The 20,969-nt window shown below is 39.4% G+C and carries 21 protein-coding genes and 2 pseudogenes; 22 read left to right on the plus strand and 1 reads right to left on the minus strand.

Annotated elements, in window-relative coordinates:
• The first annotated feature begins 70 nt into the window (after positions 1-70).
• The gene (locus HNQ85_RS01710) at positions 71-829 is read left to right on the plus strand and encodes a creatininase family protein (RefSeq protein ID WP_181535603.1); all 759 of its coding nucleotides are present in this window, start codon (positions 71-73) and stop codon (positions 827-829) included.
• Positions 830-1,015: 186 nt separating this feature from the next.
• Here the strand turns inward: HNQ85_RS01710 and HNQ85_RS01715 are convergent, their stop codons facing one another.
• On the minus strand, positions 1,016-1,825 hold the full coding sequence (locus tag HNQ85_RS01715; protein WP_181535604.1) for a DUF2935 domain-containing protein: 810 nt from the start codon (positions 1,823-1,825) through the stop codon (positions 1,016-1,018).
• A gap of 111 nt (positions 1,826-1,936) precedes the next feature.
• On the opposite strand from HNQ85_RS01715, the gene HNQ85_RS01720 reads away from it, so the two are divergent.
• From HNQ85_RS01720 to HNQ85_RS01815, 21 genes and pseudogenes are all read left to right on the plus strand, one after another.
• A complete protein-coding gene (locus HNQ85_RS01720) occupies positions 1,937-2,806 on the plus strand; it encodes a superoxide dismutase (RefSeq protein WP_181535607.1) in 870 nt (289 codons plus the stop codon).
• Between the two features lie 219 nt (positions 2,807-3,025).
• A complete protein-coding gene (locus HNQ85_RS01725) occupies positions 3,026-4,168 on the plus strand; it encodes a D-alanyl-D-alanine carboxypeptidase family protein (protein WP_220129059.1) in 1,143 nt (380 codons plus the stop codon).
• Complete coding sequence (locus HNQ85_RS01730; protein ID WP_181535609.1) at positions 4,161-4,760, plus strand: nucleoside recognition domain-containing protein; 600 nt, start codon at positions 4,161-4,163, stop codon at positions 4,758-4,760. The genes HNQ85_RS01725 and HNQ85_RS01730 overlap by 8 nt, the downstream gene beginning before the upstream one ends.
• Entirely contained in the window at positions 4,757-5,290 is a 534-nt protein-coding gene (locus HNQ85_RS01735; protein WP_181535610.1) for a nucleoside recognition domain-containing protein, read from the plus strand. The genes HNQ85_RS01730 and HNQ85_RS01735 overlap by 4 nt, the downstream gene beginning before the upstream one ends.
• A 128-nt stretch (positions 5,291-5,418) precedes the next feature.
• Positions 5,419-6,150: a 23S rRNA pseudouridine(2605) synthase RluB gene (rluB, locus tag HNQ85_RS01740; protein WP_181535612.1), complete on the plus strand. Its 732-nt coding sequence runs from the start codon at positions 5,419-5,421 to the stop codon at positions 6,148-6,150.
• A gap of 111 nt (positions 6,151-6,261) precedes the next feature.
• On the plus strand, positions 6,262-6,783 hold the full coding sequence (gene resA / locus HNQ85_RS01745; protein ID WP_181535614.1) for a thiol-disulfide oxidoreductase ResA: 522 nt from the start codon (positions 6,262-6,264) through the stop codon (positions 6,781-6,783).
• Positions 6,784-6,795: 12 nt separating this feature from the next.
• On the plus strand, positions 6,796-8,457 hold the full coding sequence (locus tag HNQ85_RS01750) for a cytochrome c biogenesis protein ResB (RefSeq protein WP_181535616.1): 1,662 nt from the start codon (positions 6,796-6,798) through the stop codon (positions 8,455-8,457).
• Positions 8,435-9,619 (plus strand): c-type cytochrome biogenesis protein CcsB, encoded by a 1,185-nt coding sequence (gene ccsB, locus HNQ85_RS01755; protein WP_220129060.1) that lies wholly within the window; start codon positions 8,435-8,437, stop codon positions 9,617-9,619. Before HNQ85_RS01750 ends, ccsB begins: the two co-directional genes overlap by 23 nt.
• A 199-nt stretch (positions 9,620-9,818) precedes the next feature.
• Complete coding sequence (locus HNQ85_RS01760) at positions 9,819-10,538, plus strand: response regulator transcription factor (protein ID WP_181535620.1); 720 nt, start codon at positions 9,819-9,821, stop codon at positions 10,536-10,538.
• Positions 10,535-12,331 carry an ATP-binding protein gene (locus HNQ85_RS01765; protein WP_181535622.1) on the plus strand — a complete coding sequence of 599 codons (1,797 nt, stop codon included), beginning with the start codon at positions 10,535-10,537 and terminating at the stop codon, positions 12,329-12,331. Before HNQ85_RS01760 ends, HNQ85_RS01765 begins: the two co-directional genes overlap by 4 nt.
• Before the next feature lie 260 nt (positions 12,332-12,591).
• Complete coding sequence (gene nagA, locus HNQ85_RS01770; RefSeq protein WP_181535624.1) at positions 12,592-13,779, plus strand: N-acetylglucosamine-6-phosphate deacetylase; 1,188 nt, start codon at positions 12,592-12,594, stop codon at positions 13,777-13,779.
• Positions 13,780-13,808: 29 nt separating this feature from the next.
• On the plus strand, positions 13,809-14,528 hold the full coding sequence (gene nagB, locus HNQ85_RS01775; protein WP_181535626.1) for a glucosamine-6-phosphate deaminase: 720 nt from the start codon (positions 13,809-13,811) through the stop codon (positions 14,526-14,528).
• Between the two features lies 1 nt (position 14,529).
• Entirely contained in the window at positions 14,530-15,252 is a 723-nt protein-coding gene (locus HNQ85_RS01780) for a GntR family transcriptional regulator (RefSeq protein WP_181535628.1), read from the plus strand.
• Between the two features lie 78 nt (positions 15,253-15,330).
• Complete coding sequence (gene nagE / locus HNQ85_RS01785; RefSeq protein WP_181535630.1) at positions 15,331-16,698, plus strand: N-acetylglucosamine-specific PTS transporter subunit IIBC; 1,368 nt, start codon at positions 15,331-15,333, stop codon at positions 16,696-16,698.
• A 219-nt stretch (positions 16,699-16,917) separates the two neighbouring features.
• Positions 16,918-17,217, plus strand: a complete 300-nt coding sequence (locus HNQ85_RS18135) for a DUF7916 family protein (RefSeq protein ID WP_458296500.1) — start codon at positions 16,918-16,920, stop codon at positions 17,215-17,217.
• A gap of 34 nt (positions 17,218-17,251) precedes the next feature.
• A pseudogene (locus tag HNQ85_RS17985) lies at positions 17,252-17,528 on the plus strand (AAA family ATPase); the annotation flags it as partial.
• 227 nt (positions 17,529-17,755) lie between these two features.
• On the plus strand, positions 17,756-18,076 hold the full coding sequence (locus HNQ85_RS01795) for a hypothetical protein (RefSeq protein ID WP_181535633.1): 321 nt from the start codon (positions 17,756-17,758) through the stop codon (positions 18,074-18,076).
• An 83-nt stretch (positions 18,077-18,159) separates the two neighbouring features.
• A complete protein-coding gene (locus HNQ85_RS01800; protein WP_220129061.1) occupies positions 18,160-18,504 on the plus strand; it encodes a hypothetical protein in 345 nt (114 codons plus the stop codon).
• Positions 18,505-18,641: 137 nt separating this feature from the next.
• Positions 18,642-18,962, plus strand: coding sequence for a hypothetical protein (locus HNQ85_RS01805; RefSeq protein WP_181535635.1), 321 nt, complete (start codon positions 18,642-18,644; stop codon positions 18,960-18,962).
• Positions 18,963-19,321: 359 nt separating this feature from the next.
• A pseudogene (locus HNQ85_RS01810) lies at positions 19,322-19,873 on the plus strand (AAA family ATPase).
• A gap of 180 nt (positions 19,874-20,053) precedes the next feature.
• Positions 20,054-20,668: a PH domain-containing protein gene (locus HNQ85_RS01815; protein ID WP_181535637.1), complete on the plus strand. Its 615-nt coding sequence runs from the start codon at positions 20,054-20,056 to the stop codon at positions 20,666-20,668.
• Positions 20,669-20,969 lie beyond the last annotated feature (301 nt).

The raw sequence follows: 20,969 nt of genomic DNA on the forward strand, positions 1-20,969 counted from the left end.
ATGATAGGAGTGAGTTGGAATGAACAAGAATCCGATAAGATAAAAATTAATAAATAATTTGGAGGTATTTATGCTTAGTTATAAAAATTCTACAAAAGAATTATTAGAAAGTGGCACGGATACAGTTATTTTATCTGTTGGAGCTACGGAACAATTCGGTCCATATTTACCAATGCATTTGGATACTTTAATTGCAGAATTATATGCTGAAGCTTATGGGAAAGAGTTAAATGCTTATGTATTACCTACTCTTCCTTTTAATACATCTGAAGAACACGCTAACTGTAAAGGAACGGTTACTGTAAGTCCTAATGTATTAACTAATATGTTAGAAGAGATTATAGTTAATTTAAATAGGCAGGGCTTTAAAAAATTTGTTCTTTGCTGTGGTCACGGTGGTTCCTACTGGGAAGCAGCGTTTATCAAGCATATCAACTATAAGTATCAAGATTTGATTGTTATAACCCCTCATCATAACGGTCGTACTCCTTGGGAAGAAGCTATTAAAGCAGCTGGATTAGAAGGACTTAACGAAATGCACGGTGGTTTATTATCAGTATGTACCGCAATGTGGCTATGTCCTGAACTTGTAAAACTAAAATCTATGGGTTCGGATGTTCCAGCGGAAAATCGAATATACGCTGATTATATCTTCTGGGATAAACTGACGAAGGATGGATGTTGGGGAAAATTTGATGAAAATAGTTTTACTCCTGAAGAACTTGCAGAAAAAGGTAAGAAATTCTGGACAACATTTATTTCAAAAAAATGTGAAGGTTTAAAATCAGTATTGGAAGAAGCCTATCGCAAAAAGACTAGCCAAAGTTAATTAAAAAATCTCTTCCCTGTTAGATTGTATTAATTCAATCTTAATGAACGAGCGGGTGCGAGAGTTGAACAGAACAAGCACAAAAAAGCTACCTTATCATCATAAGGTGGCTTTTCATTTGGTCGAAAATCAACAATTAACAATAACAAAGCTTTTCTTTTATAAGATGAGCGTAAAGCCAAAAAGTTATTCCGTCCGCGGTTTTGTTGGGTCGCATGGAGGACGGCTGACCTGCTGGGTTGACCCGGCAAGCTTCTGCAAGTAGTAGCATTCTTCTCTTGCCATATGATCTGCCATCAATGGCGTAAATGTCCCTAAAACTTCCTTTGTTAGCCGCAATTCCTCAAGCTCTTTAAGAAAGTTTTTAAATAAAAGCATTTCCAGTTCAATTTCCTTGTGAAAGCGTGATAACGCAGGAAAAGAATATAAGTTTGTTCGCAAGTACCCCGCCATTTCTACCGCTTTTAAATAAAAATCCTCCCAATCCTTAACAAACTCGTAGCTTTTTTCTTTTAACTTTGTTTCTGCTCTGTCAAGTTCATCGTTAATTGCACCAGCGTGTCCTGCGGCATCTAGTAGCCATAGTAAATCGTGGTGAAGCGGATGAACAGTTGGAGCGTTTTTTCCTTCTACAAGGTAGCTGGCGATTCGTAGCCATTCATCTAATTCATTAACCATGTGGTTCATAAATGTCGGAGGAAGCGACGAGGAAATTTTCACCGTAAGATGTCGTTTTAGCAAATGAAGTTTAAAAGTGCGGAATTGTTCCCCAGCCTCTTTCGCGCGTCTTAATAGCAACAACAAATCGTTTTTGGATAACGAGAGACGCGCCTTTTGCAGAAGTTCATCGAATAATAAGATAAAATTCTTTGCTTTTTCAATTTCAGCAGTCTCTTGTGCTGACAGTGAATCGTGGATGAAACGTGCATGATCCCCGAGAATTTGCATCCAAAAGCGAAGCTCGAATAACGCTTCATGTTCAAAAGTTTGCGTCATTTTTTTATCACCTCTTTTCCATATTTATGAAAAGGGCAGCTCTGTCATGAATATGAAACTTTTTCCATTCATACGCATACGATATGACGATGAAATTCGAGGAGGATATGCATGGAACAACAACGTCATTTTCAGCAGTATGTAGAAGAAGTGTTGGCTTGGAGCGAACAGATAAAGAAAGCCTTGAACCGAGAACATAGGGAGACACTGTACAATGAGTTAGAAAATTTAACAAATCAGCTTAACAATTATGAAGGGGAGTGGACGGAATCACTTATTTATAGCATTCAAGAAACGGTCGATGCATTGTATAAACAAGCAGAACAGCTTAGCGCAGTAAGGCAAGAAGGACAACAGGTACCAATCGGTGGTCATGTGCTTCCACCACTTCCGTATGCATATGAAGCTTTAGAACCGTATATCTCTCGCGAGATCATGAGACTGCATTATACGAAACATCATCAAAGCTATGTCGACGGATTAAATAAGGCAGAAAAAATGATGCAAAAAGCGCGGGAAACAGAGAATTATGACTTGCTCAAACATTGGGAACGCGAAGCAGCGTTTCATGGCTCTGGACACTATTTGCATACGATTTTTTGGAACAATATGTCACCAAATGGCGGGGGCAAGCCGAAAGGGGAGCTGCTCCAACAAATCAATAAAGATTTCGGTAGTTTTGAGAAGTTTAAAAAGCATTTTACAGAAGCAGCAGACAAGGCGGAAGGTGTCGGCTGGGCATTGCTTGTATGGTCACCGCGTTCACACCGGCTTGAAATTCTGCAGACAGAAAAGCATCAGCTTATGACGCAGTGGGATACGATTCCGTTATTAGTGTTAGATGTTTGGGAGCATGCCTACTACTTACAATACAAAAATGAGCGCGCTGCTTATATCAAGAATTGGTGGAACGTTGTAAATTGGCAGTATGTAGAGCAACGATTTAAGGAAGCAAGCAAACTGCGCTGGCAGCCGTTTTAACTTTCATCGAGGCTAGCTCAAAAGTATAAGAGCGAGCCTCTTTTCGCATTATCCTAAACGAGTATTTACATAAGTGGTATTCAGTATGAGAGGACATGAATTCTGAACATCCTCTATAGGGTTTAGATCTCTACATTTCTTTGTAACTTGTACATTTCTAATCATATCAATGTTGTTTTCGCATAAACTTGTACAAAACGGCAAAAGGGATGGGATTACATGTTACTAGGGAAACGCTCTTTTTTTCTCATGATTACGCTTATACTGCTTTTTTCATGTATTCCGGAACAAACAGTGTCTGCACGTTCGGTAAGCGCTCAAAGTGCTATTTTAATAGAACAGACATCAGGGAGAGTACTGTTTGAAAAAGATGCTCATACGAAACGACGAATCGCCAGCATTACAAAAATTATGACGGCGATTTTAGCGATTGAATCGGGAAAAATGGAGGAAATCGTTACTGTCAGCAATCGGGCTGTTCGTACAGAAGGCTCGTCCATTTATTTAAAGCCGAATGAAAAGATTAAGCTGAAACATTTAGTGTACGGTCTTATGCTCCGCTCAGGAAATGATGCAGCAGTTGCGATTGCTGAGCATGTCGCGGGCAGCGTTGAAGGGTTTGTGTTTTTAATGAATCAAAAAGCAGCAGAAATTGGCATGACGAATACGGAGTTTGCCAATCCACACGGTTTGGACGATGCGGAAAACCATTATTCGACCGCTTACGATATGGCGCTGTTAATGCGTTATGCGATGCAAAACAAGGAGTTTCGGAAAATTTCTGGAACAGAAGTTTATCGCGCACCCAATCCTGATGAAAAATGGGACAGGGTATGGCGCAACAAAAATAAATTGTTGACCAATCTTTATGAATATTGTACAGGCGGAAAAACCGGATATACAAAGCGGGCGAAACGTACTCTTGTTACAACCGCTTCTAAGGAAGGATTAGATTTGATTGCAGTGACATTAAATGCATCTGATGATTGGAATGACCATATCGCCATGTACGAGTATGGCTTTGACAATTACGTGTTGGCAAAGGTAGAGGATGACCGCATTGTAAAAAATATTAAAGACGACTTTTATCGCAAAAAGGTCATAGCGAACCGCGACTTTTTATATCCTGTTACGAAAGATGAGATGGAGCATTTACGCATTAAAATCAAACTGATGAAACCAAAGCGGAAAGAATGGGAAAACGAAGACAATGTGCCGCGTATAGTTGGAAAAGCCATGTTGTACTTGAATGATGAAGTTGTTGATGAAATGCCGCTGCTTTATGAGGGCAGACGCTTGGAAAGAACGAAAAAGTCGATATGGGATATATTTAGCTTTTTAGGTGTGGGCGAGCATGGTTAATATCATTTGGATGATGATGGCGATTATAGGCATTGGATTTGCTGCGGTGAACGGCACGATGGACGAGGTCAATGAAGCGATTTTTAAAGGAGCGAAAGAAGCGGTTACCATCAGCATTGGGATGATAAGTATTTTAGTGTTTTGGTTAGGTTTAATGAAGATTGCCGAAGAAGCCGGACTGTTAAAAGCATTAGGAACGTTGGCTAAGCCGATTATAAAGCGCTTATTTCCGGAAGTGCCGCCTAACCATCCAGCGATGGGATATATCGTTTCCAATATGATTGCGAATATGTTTGGACTCGGAAACGCGGCGACACCGATGGGAATCAAAGCGATGGAAGAGCTCAAAAAATTGAATGGCTATCAAGATGTGGCGAGCCGCTCGATGGTGACATTTTTAGCTATCAATACATCAAGCATTACTCTTATTCCGGCAACGGTTATTTCCATTCGTATGACGTATGGCTCCGCCGCTCCTGGAGAAATTATTGGTACAACGTTAGTGGCATCTGCATTAGGCACCATTGGCGCCATTTTCATTGACCGTTATTATTATTGGAAAAGAACCCGTAGAGGAGGAAGGAAAACGTGAATATCGTACAATCGATATCTGTATGGTTAATACCGGTGACAATCGGGTTTATTCTTCTCTACGGTACATTCAAGAAAGTACCGACATATGAAGCGTTTGTTGAGGGGGGAAAGGAAGGGATTGAAATCGCTTTTTCTGTTATTCCGTATTTAATCGGCATGCTCGTATCCATCTCGATTTTCCGTGCTTCAGGGGCGCTTGAATACTTTATGAACTTTCTTGAACCTTTCATTCATTTCATAGGAATTCCCGCTGAAGTTGTTCCGCTTGCGATGATAAGAACGATTTCCGGTACTGCGGCATTAGGAATGACAACCGATTTAATTGCCACATATGGACCGGATTCGTTTATTGGTAGACTTGCCTCAACGATTCAAGGCAGCACGGAAACAACCTTGTATGTGTTAACGGTTTATTTTGGTGCTGTCGGCATTAAAAAAATGGGGGATGCATTAAAAGTCGGAATATTGGCGGATATCCTTAGTTTTATTCTTTCGTTTCTTGTTGTATTATTAGTATTTGGAAGATAAAAAGTAACCTAGTCATTAGGTTGCTTTTTTATTTTGCTAAAACAATAGTGGTTATGATAAAAATAGATGGGGTAGAATGCTTGTATATTTTATACCGAAACAGTAAGATGATTGAAGAGGTGAATAGGATGGAACGATTGCAAAAAGTGATCGCACATGCAGGGATTGCATCGCGAAGAAAAGCAGAAGAACTTATTTTGCAAGGGAAAGTAAAGGTAAACGGGAAAGTTGTTACAGAGCTCGGTGTGAAAGTAAGCTCTCAAGATAAAATTGAAGTGAACGGAATTCCAGTGGAAAGAGAAGAACCGGTCTACTATCTTTTATATAAACCGCGCGGCGTTATCTCAAGCGTGAAAGATGATAAAGGAAGAAAAGTAGTCACTGACTTTTTTAAAGAAGTGGACAAGCGGATTTATCCAATCGGTCGCTTAGACTACGATACATCGGGATTGTTGCTGCTAACCAACGACGGCGAGTTTGCCAATTTGTTAATGCATCCACGCTATGAAATCGAGAAAGTGTATATTGCGAAAGTAAAAGGAATACCGACGCGTGAGCAATTAAAGCAGCTTGAAAAAGGGATTCTTCTTGAAGATGGCATGACAGCTCCGGCAAAAGTGAAAATGCTTTCATTCGATAAGCGGAAACAAACAGCGATTATCGAAGTGCGCATTCATGAAGGGCGCAATCGTCAAGTGCGCCGTATGTTTGAGGCGATTGGACACCGCGTGATGAAATTGAAACGTGAGCGTTACGCTTTTCTTGACTTAAAAGGATTAAATCCAGGAGAATATCGCGAGCTGTCCCCGCATGAAGTAAAACAGCTCCGCGCGCTTGCGTTATCGGGTGGACATAAGTAACCTATCCATTTTGTCACACAACCTTCAAATAATTTTTATTATTGAAACAGTGAGTATTGGTATAATGAACAATGGAATATTTTAATCTATTTGCTTTGGGAGAGTAGACTCATGAAAAAACAACGTCTTTTGCTGCGAACGGTTATTTTAATATTGCTGTTAGGGGCGGTTGGTTATACGATTTATGCGAACTTTTTTACAGAAAAAACAAGGGTAACAGTTGGTTCGGAGGCACCTGATTTTGTCTTAACAGATTTAAACGGTAAAAAACATCGCTTATCGGACTATCGCGGTAAAGGTGTGTTTCTCAATTTCTGGGGAACATGGTGTAAGCCGTGTGAAAAAGAAATGCCTTATATGAACAGGCAATATGAAGTGTATAAAAATCAAGGAGTAGAAGTGATTGCGGTCAATGTCGGAGAGCCTGAGCTGAGCGTAAAAAAATTTGCTGAACGCTTCGATTTAAAATTTCCGGTTGTTATTGACCAGCAGGACCAAGTCATGAATGCTTATGACATTGATCCATTACCGACAACGTTTTTAATTAATAAGGATGGAAAAATCGTCAAAATCATAACAGGAACAATGACGGAAAGCATGGTTCAACAATATATGGAAAGCATTAAACCGTAGGGAGTTTTTAACATGGAACAAGTAAAATGTGAATGTGGTCATGTCAATCCGCACGGAACCGTTTTTTGCGAATCATGTGGAAAGCCGATTGTGGAGGATTCGACAAAAAAGCTGTTAGATATGCGCTATGAAGGGAGCGCACGTCGCTCACAAACATATAATAAAACAATTATTGATAAGGTTTGGAATTTTTTTTCGTCTGTAAAGGTTGGAGTATGGCTTATTGTCATTACGTTATTAGCGTCTGCGATTGGTACGATTTATCCACAGGAAATGTACATTCCGCCAAACGTTACGCCGGCGGAATATTATGAAGAACAGTATGGCTGGACAGGAAAACTTTATTATGAGCTTGGGTTTAATAATTTGTATGGCTCATGGTGGTACATGCTGTTAATTGCATCGATTGGTGTGTCGCTTGTTATTTGCAGTCTTGACCGTGTCGTTCCGCTTTATCGCGCTCTAAAAAATCAAGGTGTTGTGCGCCATGAGACGTTTTTGCGCCGCCAACGCCTGTTCAGCGTTTCAAAAGTGGACAACTATGACAAACTGATTGATGAGGTAAAGGAGAAGCTTACAAAACGCCGCTATCATATTCGGGAAGAGAACGGTAACATCTTAGCGGAAAAGGGCCGCTTCTCGCGCTGGGGACCGTATGTCAACCATATCGGCTTAATCATCTTTTTAATTGGTGCGATGCTTCGTTTCGTACCGGGGATGTATGTCGATGAAGTATTATGGATTCGCGAAGGCGAGACAAAAGAAATTCCGGGAACAAACGGAAAGTATTTTTTAAAAAATGAGAAATTTACGTTTGAAGTCTATGAAAAAGACAAAGAAAAAGAGGTATTCCAAGAAGCGATTGACCGCGTCGGCAGCGGCATGGTGGCGAAAAACTATCAGTCCGATGTTGTGCTTTACGAGCGCGTCGGTCCAATCGTGCCAGGGGAAGAACCAAAATTAAAGAAAGTAAAAGAGTATAAGATTCGCGTCAATGAACCGCTCAAATATGACCATTATGCATTGTATCAGGTCGATTTTAAAATGAATGAACCAAATAAAATGTCGTTTCATTTAGTTGATAAAAACACGAATGAACAATTTGGTCTTGTAACAGTTGATTTGCGCAATCCGAAACCTGCTTATGATTTAGGAAATGGATATCGTGTCGAACTTTTAAGCTATTTCCCGGATTTCTATTTTGATGAGAATGGTAATCCAGCGACAAAATCAAAAATTCCAAACAATCCGGCGTTTGTCTTTAAAATGATTACTCCTGACAAGCCGAAAGGAGAAGTAAGTTTTGTGGCTATTCGCCAAACCATTGAGCCTTTAGGGGACAATAAATATAAAATGTCGTTTGCCGGTCTTGAGACGAAAAATGTTTCTGGACTAACCGTGCGCCGCGACTTCACACTTTGGATACTTGGAGTAGGCGGAGCGATTTTTATGATTGGGCTTATTCAAGGAATGTATTGGAATCACCGCCGCATTTGGCTAAAGCGTGTCAACGATGAAGTGCTGTTTGCGGCACATACGAACAAAAACTGGTATGGTTTGAAAAATGAAATTAAGCAAATCATTGACGGCACAGAACTTGTAATGCCGATTGACCAAGCGGAAGAAGAGAAAAAAGGAGCGCAAGGAGGGGATGACAGTGGCGCAACTAAGTAGTACATTGCTTTATATCGCCTTTATATTATATTTAATCGGCACGGTTTTTTTTGGCGGTGCGATTCGCGATAAAAAAGCGAAGCGTAGCACTAACCGCTCGGCAACGATTGGAATTGCGATTACGATCATCGGATTTATTGCCCAGTTAGGATATTTCATTACAAGATGGATTGCTGCAGGCCATGCTCCAGTCAGCAACTTGTTTGAATTTACGACATTTTTTGGCATGATGCTCGTTGGCGCTTTCATCATCATTTATTTTATTTATAAGATAAGCATATTAGGTTTATTTGCCTTGCCTGTCGCGATTTTAATCATTGCATATGCAAGCATGTTTCCGCGGGAAATTTCTCCGCTTATTCCGGCACTGCAAAGCGACTGGCTGCATATTCACGTAACGACAGCGGCTGCTGGAGAGGCGATTCTCGCTATCAGCTTCGTTGCGGGGCTCATTTACTTAATCCGCGTCGTTGATCAATCAAAACCAAGCAAGCGCACATTCTGGCTCGAATTTATTCTTTTCTGCTTAATTAGCACGCTTGGCTTTGTGCTTGTGTCGACATCCTTTAAAGCGGCGGATTATGAAGCAAAATTTACATGGATTGATAAAAATGATAAAGAAGCGGAAGTTGTGTATTCTATGCCAGCGTTGGTCGGCCCGCACAAAGGAGAGTTACAAACTGCCGATCGCTTTGAACCGATCGTTGAAATGCCGGCAATGATCAATGCGAAAAAGTTAAATACCGTCATTTGGTCGTTAATAGGAGGATTTGTTTTATATTGGTTGCTGCGACTTATTTTGCGCAAGCGGATTGCTGCTAGTTTGCAGCCTTTAGTCAAAAATGTTAACTTAGATGTAGCCGATGAAATTGGTTATCGTGCGGTAGCGATCGGCTTTCCTGTCTTCACGCTTGGAGCGCTTATTTTTGCGATGATTTGGGCGCAAATTGCCTGGACTCGTTTTTGGGGCTGGGACCCGAAAGAAGTATGGGCATTAATCACATGGCTCTTTTATGCTGCCTTCTTGCATCTTCGTTTATCAAAAGGATGGCACGGTGAAAAATCGGCTTGGCTTGCGGTCATCGGTTTTGCGATTATCATGTTTAACCTAGTCGCTGTGAACCTTGTCATTGCTGGACTGCATTCGTATGCAGGAACATAAAGTAACGGAAGGAAGAAAGAGGCTGACCCAAAAGCAACGTGTCAGACCCCACAATACAATATATAGGTCAATTGCTATATATTGTGAAATGCATGTGAGGTCAGATACTTATGGGTCAGCCCCTTTTTCAATATTTGTAAATGAAGAAATAGAAAGGAATTTCACGTTTTTGTAAAATGAGCATGGAGGGATGTTCATCATGGAGAATAAGCAAATCAAAATTTTAGTTGTCGACGATGAAGAGAGAATTCGCCGGTTGTTAAAGATGTATTTGGAGCGCGAGGAATATGTCATCGAAGAAGCGGATAATGGAGATGACGCGTTAAAGAAGGCACTCGAAAACGATTATGACTTAATCTTGCTCGATTTAATGCTTCCAGGTAAAGATGGCATTGATGTATGCAGGGAAATTCGCGATAAAAAAGCGACGCCGATCATTATGTTGACTGCAAAAGGAGAAGAGGCAAACCGCGTGCAAGGCTTTGAAGCAGGAACGGACGATTATATTGTGAAACCGTTCAGTCCGCGAGAAGTAGTGCTCCGCGTCAAAGCGCTGCTGCGCCGGGCTGCTAATTCTACATATGTTCAGACGAATACAACTGCGAAAGATTTGCTCGTTTTTCCACATTTAACGATTGATAATGATGCGCACCGTGTGACGGCAGATGGCAAAGAGGTCAGCTTGACACCGAAAGAATATGAATTGCTTTTATTTTTAGCAAAATCCCCTGACAAAGTGTTTGATCGTGAACACTTATTGAAAGAAGTCTGGCATTATGAATTTTTTGGTGATTTGCGAACAGTCGATACGCATATTAAACGTCTGCGTGAAAAATTAAATAAAGTTTCTCCAATCGCCGCAAAGATGATTGTAACGGTTTGGGGAGTAGGCTATAAGTTCGAGGTTGTGAACGAATGATTGTGTTTTGGCGCAGTGTTGTTGGAAAACTTTGGTTTACTATTCTTTTGCTTGTTTCGTTTGTTTTATTTATTTTGACGATTCTGTTATTGGAGTTTTTTGAAAACTACCATGTGGAAGAAGAAGAAAAAAAGTTGACCCAATTAGCAACAAAAGTAGCGGCAGTTATGGAGGAACATGATGACAAGGAACTCGGCCGCTCGATTGCCTGGCAGCTTGTAGATGATATATCGAAAGCAGTGATTATTGCCGATGACGAACATTATTGGTATTCGCCAGGTCATAAAAAGCTGGCTGATATACCGTTAACATTTATTGAGAAAGACCCGGATTTAGCGAAAGTATTTACCGAACGAAAGAAAGTGCATAAAAAAACGTATTTGCCTAATATTCAATTAGGAAATGACCGCTATAGCGAATTATTAATTGTCGGTGTGCCGCTTGAGATAGAAAATGGGAAGTATGGCGCGGTCTTTATTTATCAGTCACTTAAGATTGTTGAAGATACGACAAAACATACAACGAAATTTATTTTTCTGGCAGCGTTTATTGCCATCATCTTAACAACGATATTTGCGTTTTTCTTGTCAACGAGAATTACTGCTCCGCTTCGAAAAATGCGCCAGGCTGCTTTTGAAATGGCACGCGGAAAGTTTGATACGAAAGTGCCGATTTTAACACATGATGAAATCGGGGAGCTTGCCATGGCGTTCAATCAAATGGGGCGGCAATTGCAATTTAATATTAATGCCTTAAACCAAGAAAAAGAGCAACTATCCAGCATTTTAAGCAGCATGGCTGATGGTGTCATCACTTTTAACCGCAATGCGGAAATTTTAATTACGAATCCTCCGGCGGATCGATTTCTTCAAGCTTGGTACTACGAGCAAGGATGGCAGGCGAATGAGATGGCACAGCTGCCCCCGCAAGTCAATGAGTTATTTGCCCGCGTTGTTTCTGAAGAAAAGGAACAAATGACAGAGATCACACTCCAAGGGCGCAGTTGGGTGATTTTAATGACACCGCTTTATAATAAGACAATGATTCGCGGTGCTGTTGCTGTTTTGCGTGATATGACGGAAGAACGTCGTTTAGACAAATTGCGCAAAGATTTTATCGCCAATGTTTCTCATGAGCTGCGCACGCCGATTGCGATGCTTCAAGGATATAGCGAGGCGATCATTGATGACATCGCTGCTTCTGAAGAAGAGAAAAAAGAGTTGGCACAAGTCATTTACGATGAATCGCTGCGCATGGGCCGCCTTGTGAACGATTTATTAGACTTGGCTCGCATGGAAGCAGGACATATTACACTAAATTACGAGAAGGTCGAGCTTGGCCCTTATATCGAACGGATTATTCGCAAGTTTCAAGGACTGGCAAAAGAAAAACATATTCATTTGTCATATGAAATCAAGGAACGAGACATGATACTTCAGTTAGATCCTGATCGCATTGAACAAGTGTTGACGAACTTAATTGATAATGCGATTCGTCATACAGACGCAGGCGGATCCGTCAATGTCATGGCTGAACGAAGCGGGGACGGTATCCGAATTCAAGTCCAAGATTCCGGTTCCGGCATTCCGGAAGAAGACTTGCCATTTGTGTTTGAACGCTTTTACAAAGCGGATAAAGCAAGAACCCGAGGACGTTCCGGAACAGGGCTTGGCCTTGCGATTGCAAAAAACATTATTGAAGCCCATAAAGGAACGATTTCGGTGCATAGTAAATTGAACGAAGGCACGACGTTTACATTTTATTTGCCAAGTAAAAAAGCAGAAACAAGATAGTGAACAACAATGCAAGAAGTCTAAATCAAAACTCTAAATCAAAACTAGCCCTGGGGCTGACCCATAAGTGTCTGACTTCACGCGCAATCCATCATATATCGTTCATTTATCTCGATATTATGACCTATATATTGTGTTGTGAGGTCTGGCACGTTGCTTAAGGTCAGTCTCTTTGTATTGTGAGTGTTTAGTGGTATAGACAACTAGTTTATATAATGTTATGATATTTGCAAAAAAGATTTCTAGAAGGTGCAAAAATAATGAAAACAAAGCGGATACTTGTTACTAATGCTACTGTTTACGCAGAAGATAAAATCATTGATAAAGGTTATGTGTTAGTGGAAAACAGTAAAATTTTAGACATTGGTTCTATTCAATCACTACCTCGATTACATGATGATATGGAGCTTGTTGAACTTGATGAAAGCTATAAACTGATTCCTGGTTTTATCGATCTTCATATTCACGGTGCTGCCGGGGCAGATACAATGGATGCAACTTTGGAAGCGTTAAAAACGATGGCGAAAATCTTGCCGCAAGAAGGAACAACTAGTTTTCTCGCTACGACGATGACGACTTCTCCGGAAGACATTGAGAAAGCGTTAAAAAATGCAGCCAATTACATTCAACATGAAAACAGTTTTGGAGAAGCAGAGCTGCTCGGGGTTCATCTTGAAGGGCCATTTATTTCACCGAAAAGAGCCGGAGCGCAGCATCCGGGTCATATTATTGCTCCTGATATCGAGCTTTTTAAAAAGTGGCAGGAGATCGCCGCTGGTTATATTCGGCTTGTAACATTGGCCCCAGAACAAGAGAACGGTTTGGAGTTAACAAAATATTTAAGAGACAGCGGCGTTGTTGCTTCCATAGGGCATTCTGATGCAACCTATAAGGAAGTCGTTGCAGCAATCGATGCAGGAATTACTCATGCGACCCATCTTTTTAACGGCATGCGTGGCATCCATCATCGCGAACCAGGAGTAGCCGGAGCGGTGCTCATGCATGATGAAGTGAAGTGTGAAATGATTGTGGATGGCATTCACGTAGGACCAGAAATGGTGCGTTTTGCTTATCGCAACAAGGGGGCAAACGGTATCGTTTTAATCACTGACGCGATGCGTGCTAAATGTCTTGGCGCTGGAACATATGATTTAGGCGGTCAAGAAGTTACTGTTGATGGCGAAAGAGCGACATTGAAAGATGGAACGCTGGCAGGAAGCATTTTAAAGCTGAAAGATGCAATGAAAAATATGATGTCTTTTGCAGGATGCTCACTTGAAGATGTTATTCGCATGGCTGCTTGGAATCCGGCAAAACAATTGCAGATTCTTGATCGAAAAGGAAGCATTCAAAAAGGGAAAGATGCGGACCTTGTTGTCCTTAATGAAGAATATGACGTTGTCATGACGTTTTGTCGTGGAGAATTAGCTTATTCCAGAGGGATATGAAACTAATCGAAGCGAAAGATTATTAAGATATGAGCCGAAAAGCAGCTGACATCATTAATGACCAAGTGAAGAAAAAGCCAAATTCTGTTCTTGGATTAGCAACAGGTGGAACGATGATGGGCGCATATGCTGCTTTAGTAGATGACTATAAACAAAACGGTACTTCCTATCAACAAATCAAGACGGTAAATTTAGACGAATATATTGGTTTGGAGCCTGAACATCCAAACAGTTACCACTATTACATAAATGGGCACTTCTTTAATCGTGTAGATATTCCAAAGGACCAAACGTACCTTCCAAATGGACTAGCAAAAGATATCGAGGCAGAGTGTCAGCATTATGAGAGTTTGATTGAACAAATTGGCGGAATGGATTTGCAGCTGTTGGGCATCGGACAAAACGGCCATATTGGCTTTAACGAGCCAGGAACCTCCTTTGAATCTACTACACATATAGTCGAACTTGCATCTTTAATGAGACAAGCGAATTCCTGTTTTTTTAATCGGCTTGAAAAAGTTCCAACCCATGCGATTACAATGGGGATTGCTACAATTATGAAAAGCAAAAAAATTTTGTTGTTAGTATCTGGAAAGAAGAAGGCGCATATTATTGCCCAGCTATTTACTGGGAAAGTCACTACGCAAATTCCAGCATCCATTTTAAACACACATCCTAACGTAATCGTTATTGCTGATCAAGAGGCACTATCATTGCTAAGTCCAGAAAAAAGAAAGGTGTATGTGTAACATGATTAACAAACATTCGCCGCTTCCCATTTACTATCAATTGGAACAGGGGATTAAAGAGTTAATTGAAAAGGCACAGTTAAAACCAGGAGACATAATACCGTCGGAACGAGAGCTTGCAGAAACTTACGAAATTAGCCGCATGACCGTTCGTCAGGCCATCAATAACTTGGTCAATGATGGGTATTTAGTAAGAAAGCGAGGAATAGGAACATTTGTCGCGGCAAAAAAAATTGAACAGCCATTAAAAGGGTTAACAAGTTTTTCTGAGGATATGCGCGCAAGAGGTATGGAACCAGGGACAAAGGTGCTTGATTTTCAAATCATTCAGGCAAACAAGTCGTTGGCCGAACAGCTGCAGATTCATAAAGGAGAAGATGTTTATGAGATTCAAAGAGTTCGTCTGGCCGATCATTTGCCAATGGCGCTCGAGACATCTTATTTACCTTGTCATCTCGTTCCTGGCTTGACACGCGAAATTGTAAGCGGTTCCATATATAAATTTATTGAGAATAAGCTAGGGTTAAAAATTAAATCAGGCATTCAAGTATTAGAAGCGTCCATTGCCCGAAAGATAGAAGCGGAAATTTTGCAAATTAAAGAAGGTGCTCCAGTTCTGCTTATTCAACGAAATAGTTATTTGGAAAGCGGGCAACCATTAGAACTTGTAAAATCAATTTATCGTGGAGACCGTTATAAATTTACGATTGAAATGGAAAGGTAAACAAGGTATAAATAAACAATGTAGAAAAGCAAGTAACTTGCTTTTCTATTATACACGTAAAAAAGAGGAGGATAAATGATGTTAGGATTTTTACAGCGGCTTGGAAAAGCGTTAATGCTGCCGATTGCTGTACTTCCTGCTGCAGCGTTATTGCTCCGTTTAGGGCAGCCGGACTTATTAAATATTCCTTTTATCGCTGCAGGCGGTGACGCAGTTTTTGCCAATTTAGCATTGTTGTTTGCAATTGGAATAGCTGTAGGTTTGGCAAAAGATAATAATGGTGCTGCAGCTTTAGCAGGTGCTATTGGGTACTTTGTATTAACAAAGGGAACAACAGCCATTAACGAAGACATTAATATGTCTGTGTTAGGTGGATTTATTTCTGGTATTGTAGCTGGTCTTTTGTATAACCGCTATCATGGTATTAAATTGCCAGATTGGTTAGGCTTTTTTGGCGGTAAGCGATTTGTGCCGATTATTACATCTGTTGTAATGCTTGTATTAGCAGGTATTTTTGGATATATTTGGCCGCCTATTCAGGATGGAATCAATTCTGTCGGTGAGTGGATTGTTGGCGCTGGTGCCGTTGGAGTTGGGGTTTTCGGCTTTTTAAACCGTTTATTAATCCCGGTTGGTTTGCATCATGTATTGAATAGTTTAGTATGGTTTGTATTTGGTGAGTTTAACGGAAAAACAGGTGATTTGCACCGTTTCTTTGCCGGCGATCCTGATGCTGGAATCTTTATGACAGGATTTTTCCCGGTGATGATGTTTGGTCTGCCCGCTGCAGCTTTAGCGATGATTGCAGCCGCGAAAAAAGAACGTCGCAAAGCGGTATCTGGTGCGTTAATCGGCGTGGCATTCACATCATTCTTAACAGGGATTACTGAACCTATTGAGTTTTTATTCATGTTCTTGTCTCCTTTGCTTTATTTTGTGCACGCGGTGTTAACGGGTCTTTCTTTATCCATTGCGACTTTGTTAGATATACACCATGGATTTAGTTTTTCAGCAGGGGCGATTGACTATTTCTTGAATTTTGGTATTGCACAAAAACCATATCTATTGTTAATCCAAGGCATCATTTACGGTGTTATTTACTTTGTAGTTTTCTATTTCCTTATTAAAAAGCTCGATTTAAAAACACCTGGACGTGAAGACGAAATGGAAGGTGAGTTTACTGCTAGCACAGCATCGAACTCAGGAGCGAAATACGAAGCTCTTGCAACTCAATATATTGACGCATTGGGCGGAAAAGACAACTTAACACAAATTGATAACTGTGTAACACGTTTACGTTTAAAGGTAAAAGATATGTCAAAAATCAATGAAAATGAACTCAAAAGATTAGGTGCAAAAGGTGTAATCCGTCTTAATGAAACTGATTTGCAAGTGGTTGTTGGTACAGATGTAGAATTTGTTGCTAATGAGATGAAAAAACTATAATTACTTACAAGCCTTGAGGCTGACTCAAAAGCAAAGTGTTAGATCTCACAACATAATGTATAGGACATAGCATTAGAGAAATGAACTATATATTGTGGACTGCGCGTGAGGTCAGACACTTATGGGTCAGCTTCAGGGTCTTTTTATACTCTAAGATTAGGAGAGATTAGACGCTTTTAATTATAATTTCACATAAAAGGAGTATCCTTATGAAACGCTTTGTTAGATTGTACTGCTTCTGATTTTCGTAATATGAATGGAAAACAATTAAAACAATCGATTAAAGCGTCAGAAGGAAGAGTAATTGTTTCGGAAATCATTGGAGCGTTTGCGCCGCTTTACCCAGCAGTGACAAACGCAGAAATCGCTGCTGCTTTTGACGCTGATTTACTGTTATTAAATTTTTTTGATGTGTTTGCACCGCATTTTGCCATCCCGGAAAACATTATGACTTATTCGATTGCGATTCGCGGCAAACGTCACACATATATTCGGATGGCGAGTTCTCCGCTGCGGTAGCATAGCGTTACATATTATGGAGGTTGGAATTACAATGAGACGGATTTTGTCATTACAAGGCGGAATGGCAGCAGGGAAAACAACATTGGCGAAACGATTAGAAAAGAGATTTAAAAGACGTTTTATTTGTGTATGAGAATCCTTATCCAATCGTGGAGAAAAGGAAAAAAACAGGATCTTGATATGTACAGGGAAAAGGATTTTATCTTGAATCAGAAATGGTTTATCGAAGCGGAAATTGAACGGTTTCATCAATTGCCGGAAGGAACCATTATTTTGATCGCGACGCGGAAGATATTGAATTTTACACGTCATTAAAAGGAGAGCCCACAATATGAAGACGTATAGTCTTGTATTGTGGGTTTTATAGTAACCAATTATGAATCTAAACAGCTTCATGTTCATTGTTTCTAATCCAAATTCCCGCCATTTTAAAATACTTTCCCAAAATCAACGTTCGACCTAATGGCGTTTATCCAATCATTTTCGTATATGTCTGAATAGATTAACTGTACAAGGAATGAAAGGGGGAGAGAGAATGAGTAAACCATGGAGAGGTTTTCCTACTAATAGAAATAATCAATCCATTAGCCGCAGCCGTTCGGATGCAGATTCAGACAGCCGCTCAAAAGCAGATGTTGATTTTGAATCTGACATCGACCTAAGAAACGATACAGATGTAGACAATGAAAACGATGTAAAAAATATAGATAAAAATACTAATATTGCAAAAGTTATTAATAGTGGAAATTCAAAGGTTGATATTGACATTGATGTGGATTCAGATTCTAAAGCAAGAGTGCGTTCTCGTGCGGAATCCGATCAAGATCAAGAGCAAGAACAGGAGCTAGACGACTAAGAATCTTGCAGACTTAAAGGATGGGTGGGACAGTTCCTCCCCCATCTTTTCTATATTGTATTCCTAAGAAGGGATGTTATGTGATGGAAAATGTTAATGATAATCAATTTTCGTTAGAGAATTTAGGGAGTTTATCCTCATTAGGGAAAGTTTATTCCATTGATAGACAATTAAATCAATCACAAATAGGACATAGCGGAAATTCTGATGTTGATGTTAACGTAAATATTCAAGTTGATACGATGCCGATTGCATTTGCAATTCTTTGTTCATTATTAGCCACAAAACAAATGACAAACGAAGAGTTTGAATTAGCTATTGAGAAATTAGAGACTCTCTCAAATAATTACAAGAAATCCAACTATAGAAGAGAAACTAACGATATATCAAAAGTTAAACTATTAAATCGAAAAGGGTGGGGAAGGTAATATGTAATTTACCTTCCATATCTTACATAGATGAGGGGGCTAATTAGATTAAGCAAATGAACTAATGGCATTCGTCTAAACACTTTCGTGTAAATCTGAATAAATTACTTATATAAAGAATGAAAGGAGATGAGACAATGAGTAAAGAATGGAAAGTTTTTTCTAATGACGAAAATAATAAATCCAATAGCCGTAGCCGTTCGGATGCAGATTCAGACAGCCGCTCAAAAGCAGATGTTGATTTTGAATCTGATATCGACCTAAGAAACGATACAGATGTAGACAATGAAAACGATGTAAAAAATATAGATAAAAATACCAATATTGCAAAAGTCATTAATAGTGGAAATTCAAAGGTTGATATTGACATTGATGTGGATTCAGATTCTAAAGCAAGAGTGCGTTCTCGTGCGGAATCCGATCAAGATCAAGAGCAAGAACAGGAGCAGGAAGATTAATAGTAAAAGAACTAGCTGATAAGTATGACACGTTGATAAAATAAGCTATTAGCAAAGAAGCCGATAAACAACTAACTATATGTTATTGTTTATTGGCTTTTATTATTCTATTGGCAAGATGGAACTTTCATAACATGTGGCGTGATGAGAGAAAGATCAAACGGTATATTCATTTAAAAAAGTCTCTTTTTCTGTAGAAATCAAAGCGATTAAGCAATATACTTGATTTGAGTTAAAATTACTAAAAAAGGAAATTACTATCATAATTAAGCGATATAATGCGAAAATATGGATTTTTGTGCATGGATATGAGTCAAGTTAAACGGAGAAAAAATATGTACATGAAAGCAGTGGGAAAAATGAAATTTATTTTATCACTCCAAGGTCCAATGGCCGCGGGCAAAACCTCATTAGCTAAAAGACTGGAAAACTGGTTAAGAGACGTAACATTTATATATGAGAACCCGTATCCCATTGTCGAAAAACGAAAAAAGCTGAAACTTAATATCTTTAAAGAGGAAGATTTTATAATTAATCAGAAAATGTTCATCGAAGCGGAAATCGAACGGTTTCACAAATTGCCTGAGGGGCGCGTTATTTTTGACCGTGGCCCGGAAGATGTTGAATTTTACACGTTATACTTTCCAAAAGCAATTGGACAAGATTGGAATGTTGAGGAATAATTAAAGGACGAACTTCAAGAACTGCGCAATGCCGTTCCAATGTAATTCTTTATTTAGATGCCAGCATAAAAACCTTATATGAAAGAAAAAAGATGATGGAACGAGAAAACGGAACTCGTTTGAACAAAATATGAAGGCTATATCCATATGAGAAAGAAGTGGTTTAAGCAGTTTAACACTTATCTTGTTGATGTAAATAATAAAAGTATAGATGAACTAGAAATTTGAGGTTGATTTTGTAAGGGTGTATGATTGGGGACTTAACGATATGGGGTATAAAAGATTGGTTGATATTCCTTTAGCCGGTATGTTTAAAACTGAGTAATATTGAAAAAATTAACAATTATTCATTTAAGCATGTTATAATACACTTGATTATGTTTAATAAATCATGAGAGGAGCAATACGATGTTCGGAAAAGTAGCTGCAGATATGCTTGGATTAAGCGATATTGGAGCTGTGATTAAGCCGGAAGACTATGATAAGGTAGATGCCGATGATTATGTCATGCATGAAGATGGAGAGAAAATTTACTTTTTGATTAAGTCGAAGTCTGATGAGTATTGCTTTACGAATAAGGCGTTAATTCATCTTGACGGAACAAGTGCAACAAGCAAAAAACGCGTTCTTCGCCGCTTTGATTACAGCAGTCACAAAATTTCGAACGTCACGCTTGAAACGGCGGGAACGGTCGATCTAGATGTGGAAATTAAATTTACGATTGGTTCTGAACAATACTCTATCGATGTGCATAAAAAACATATTGAAGAATTAAAAGATTTATATAAAGCATTATTAAAAATCGCAGAAATTTCCCGCGAAAACGAAACAATGTTGGAATACGCAAGACAAAGTCTTGATTTAGCATCAACGGTATTAGGCCGTGTTGCAAGCACTCCTAGCAGTCTATCAGAACAGTTTAAAGAGTTGAATGAAGCGGCGTTCAAGTGGCTCGTTGATACGAAAAAACAATATACGGTAAAAGACTTTAGTGATGTGTTTGAACGTTACATTAACAATTAATAATGATGTTCGAATTGGGCTGACCGATAAGTGTCTGACCTCACGTATATATTGTGTTGTGGGGCTGATACTTTGCTTTTGGGTCAGCCCTCTTTTTCTATTTTTAAGGTGAAAAAATATCAGAAATATATGTTCTTGTTATCTTGAAAAAAGACGAATTTTTTACAAACTACTCCCTTTTATTTTATCGTCGTTCTTTTCACTTATTTAACAAAAGAAGGGATATAAATGACAAAGGTTGCAATTCAATCTATTTTCTTATTGTCAAACATCATCAATTGCTTTAATATAGTAACTGTAA

Source organism: [Anoxybacillus] calidus, assembly GCF_013760845.1.
Taxonomy (GTDB): Bacteria; Bacillota; Bacilli; order Bacillales; family Anoxybacillaceae; genus Paranoxybacillus; species Paranoxybacillus calidus.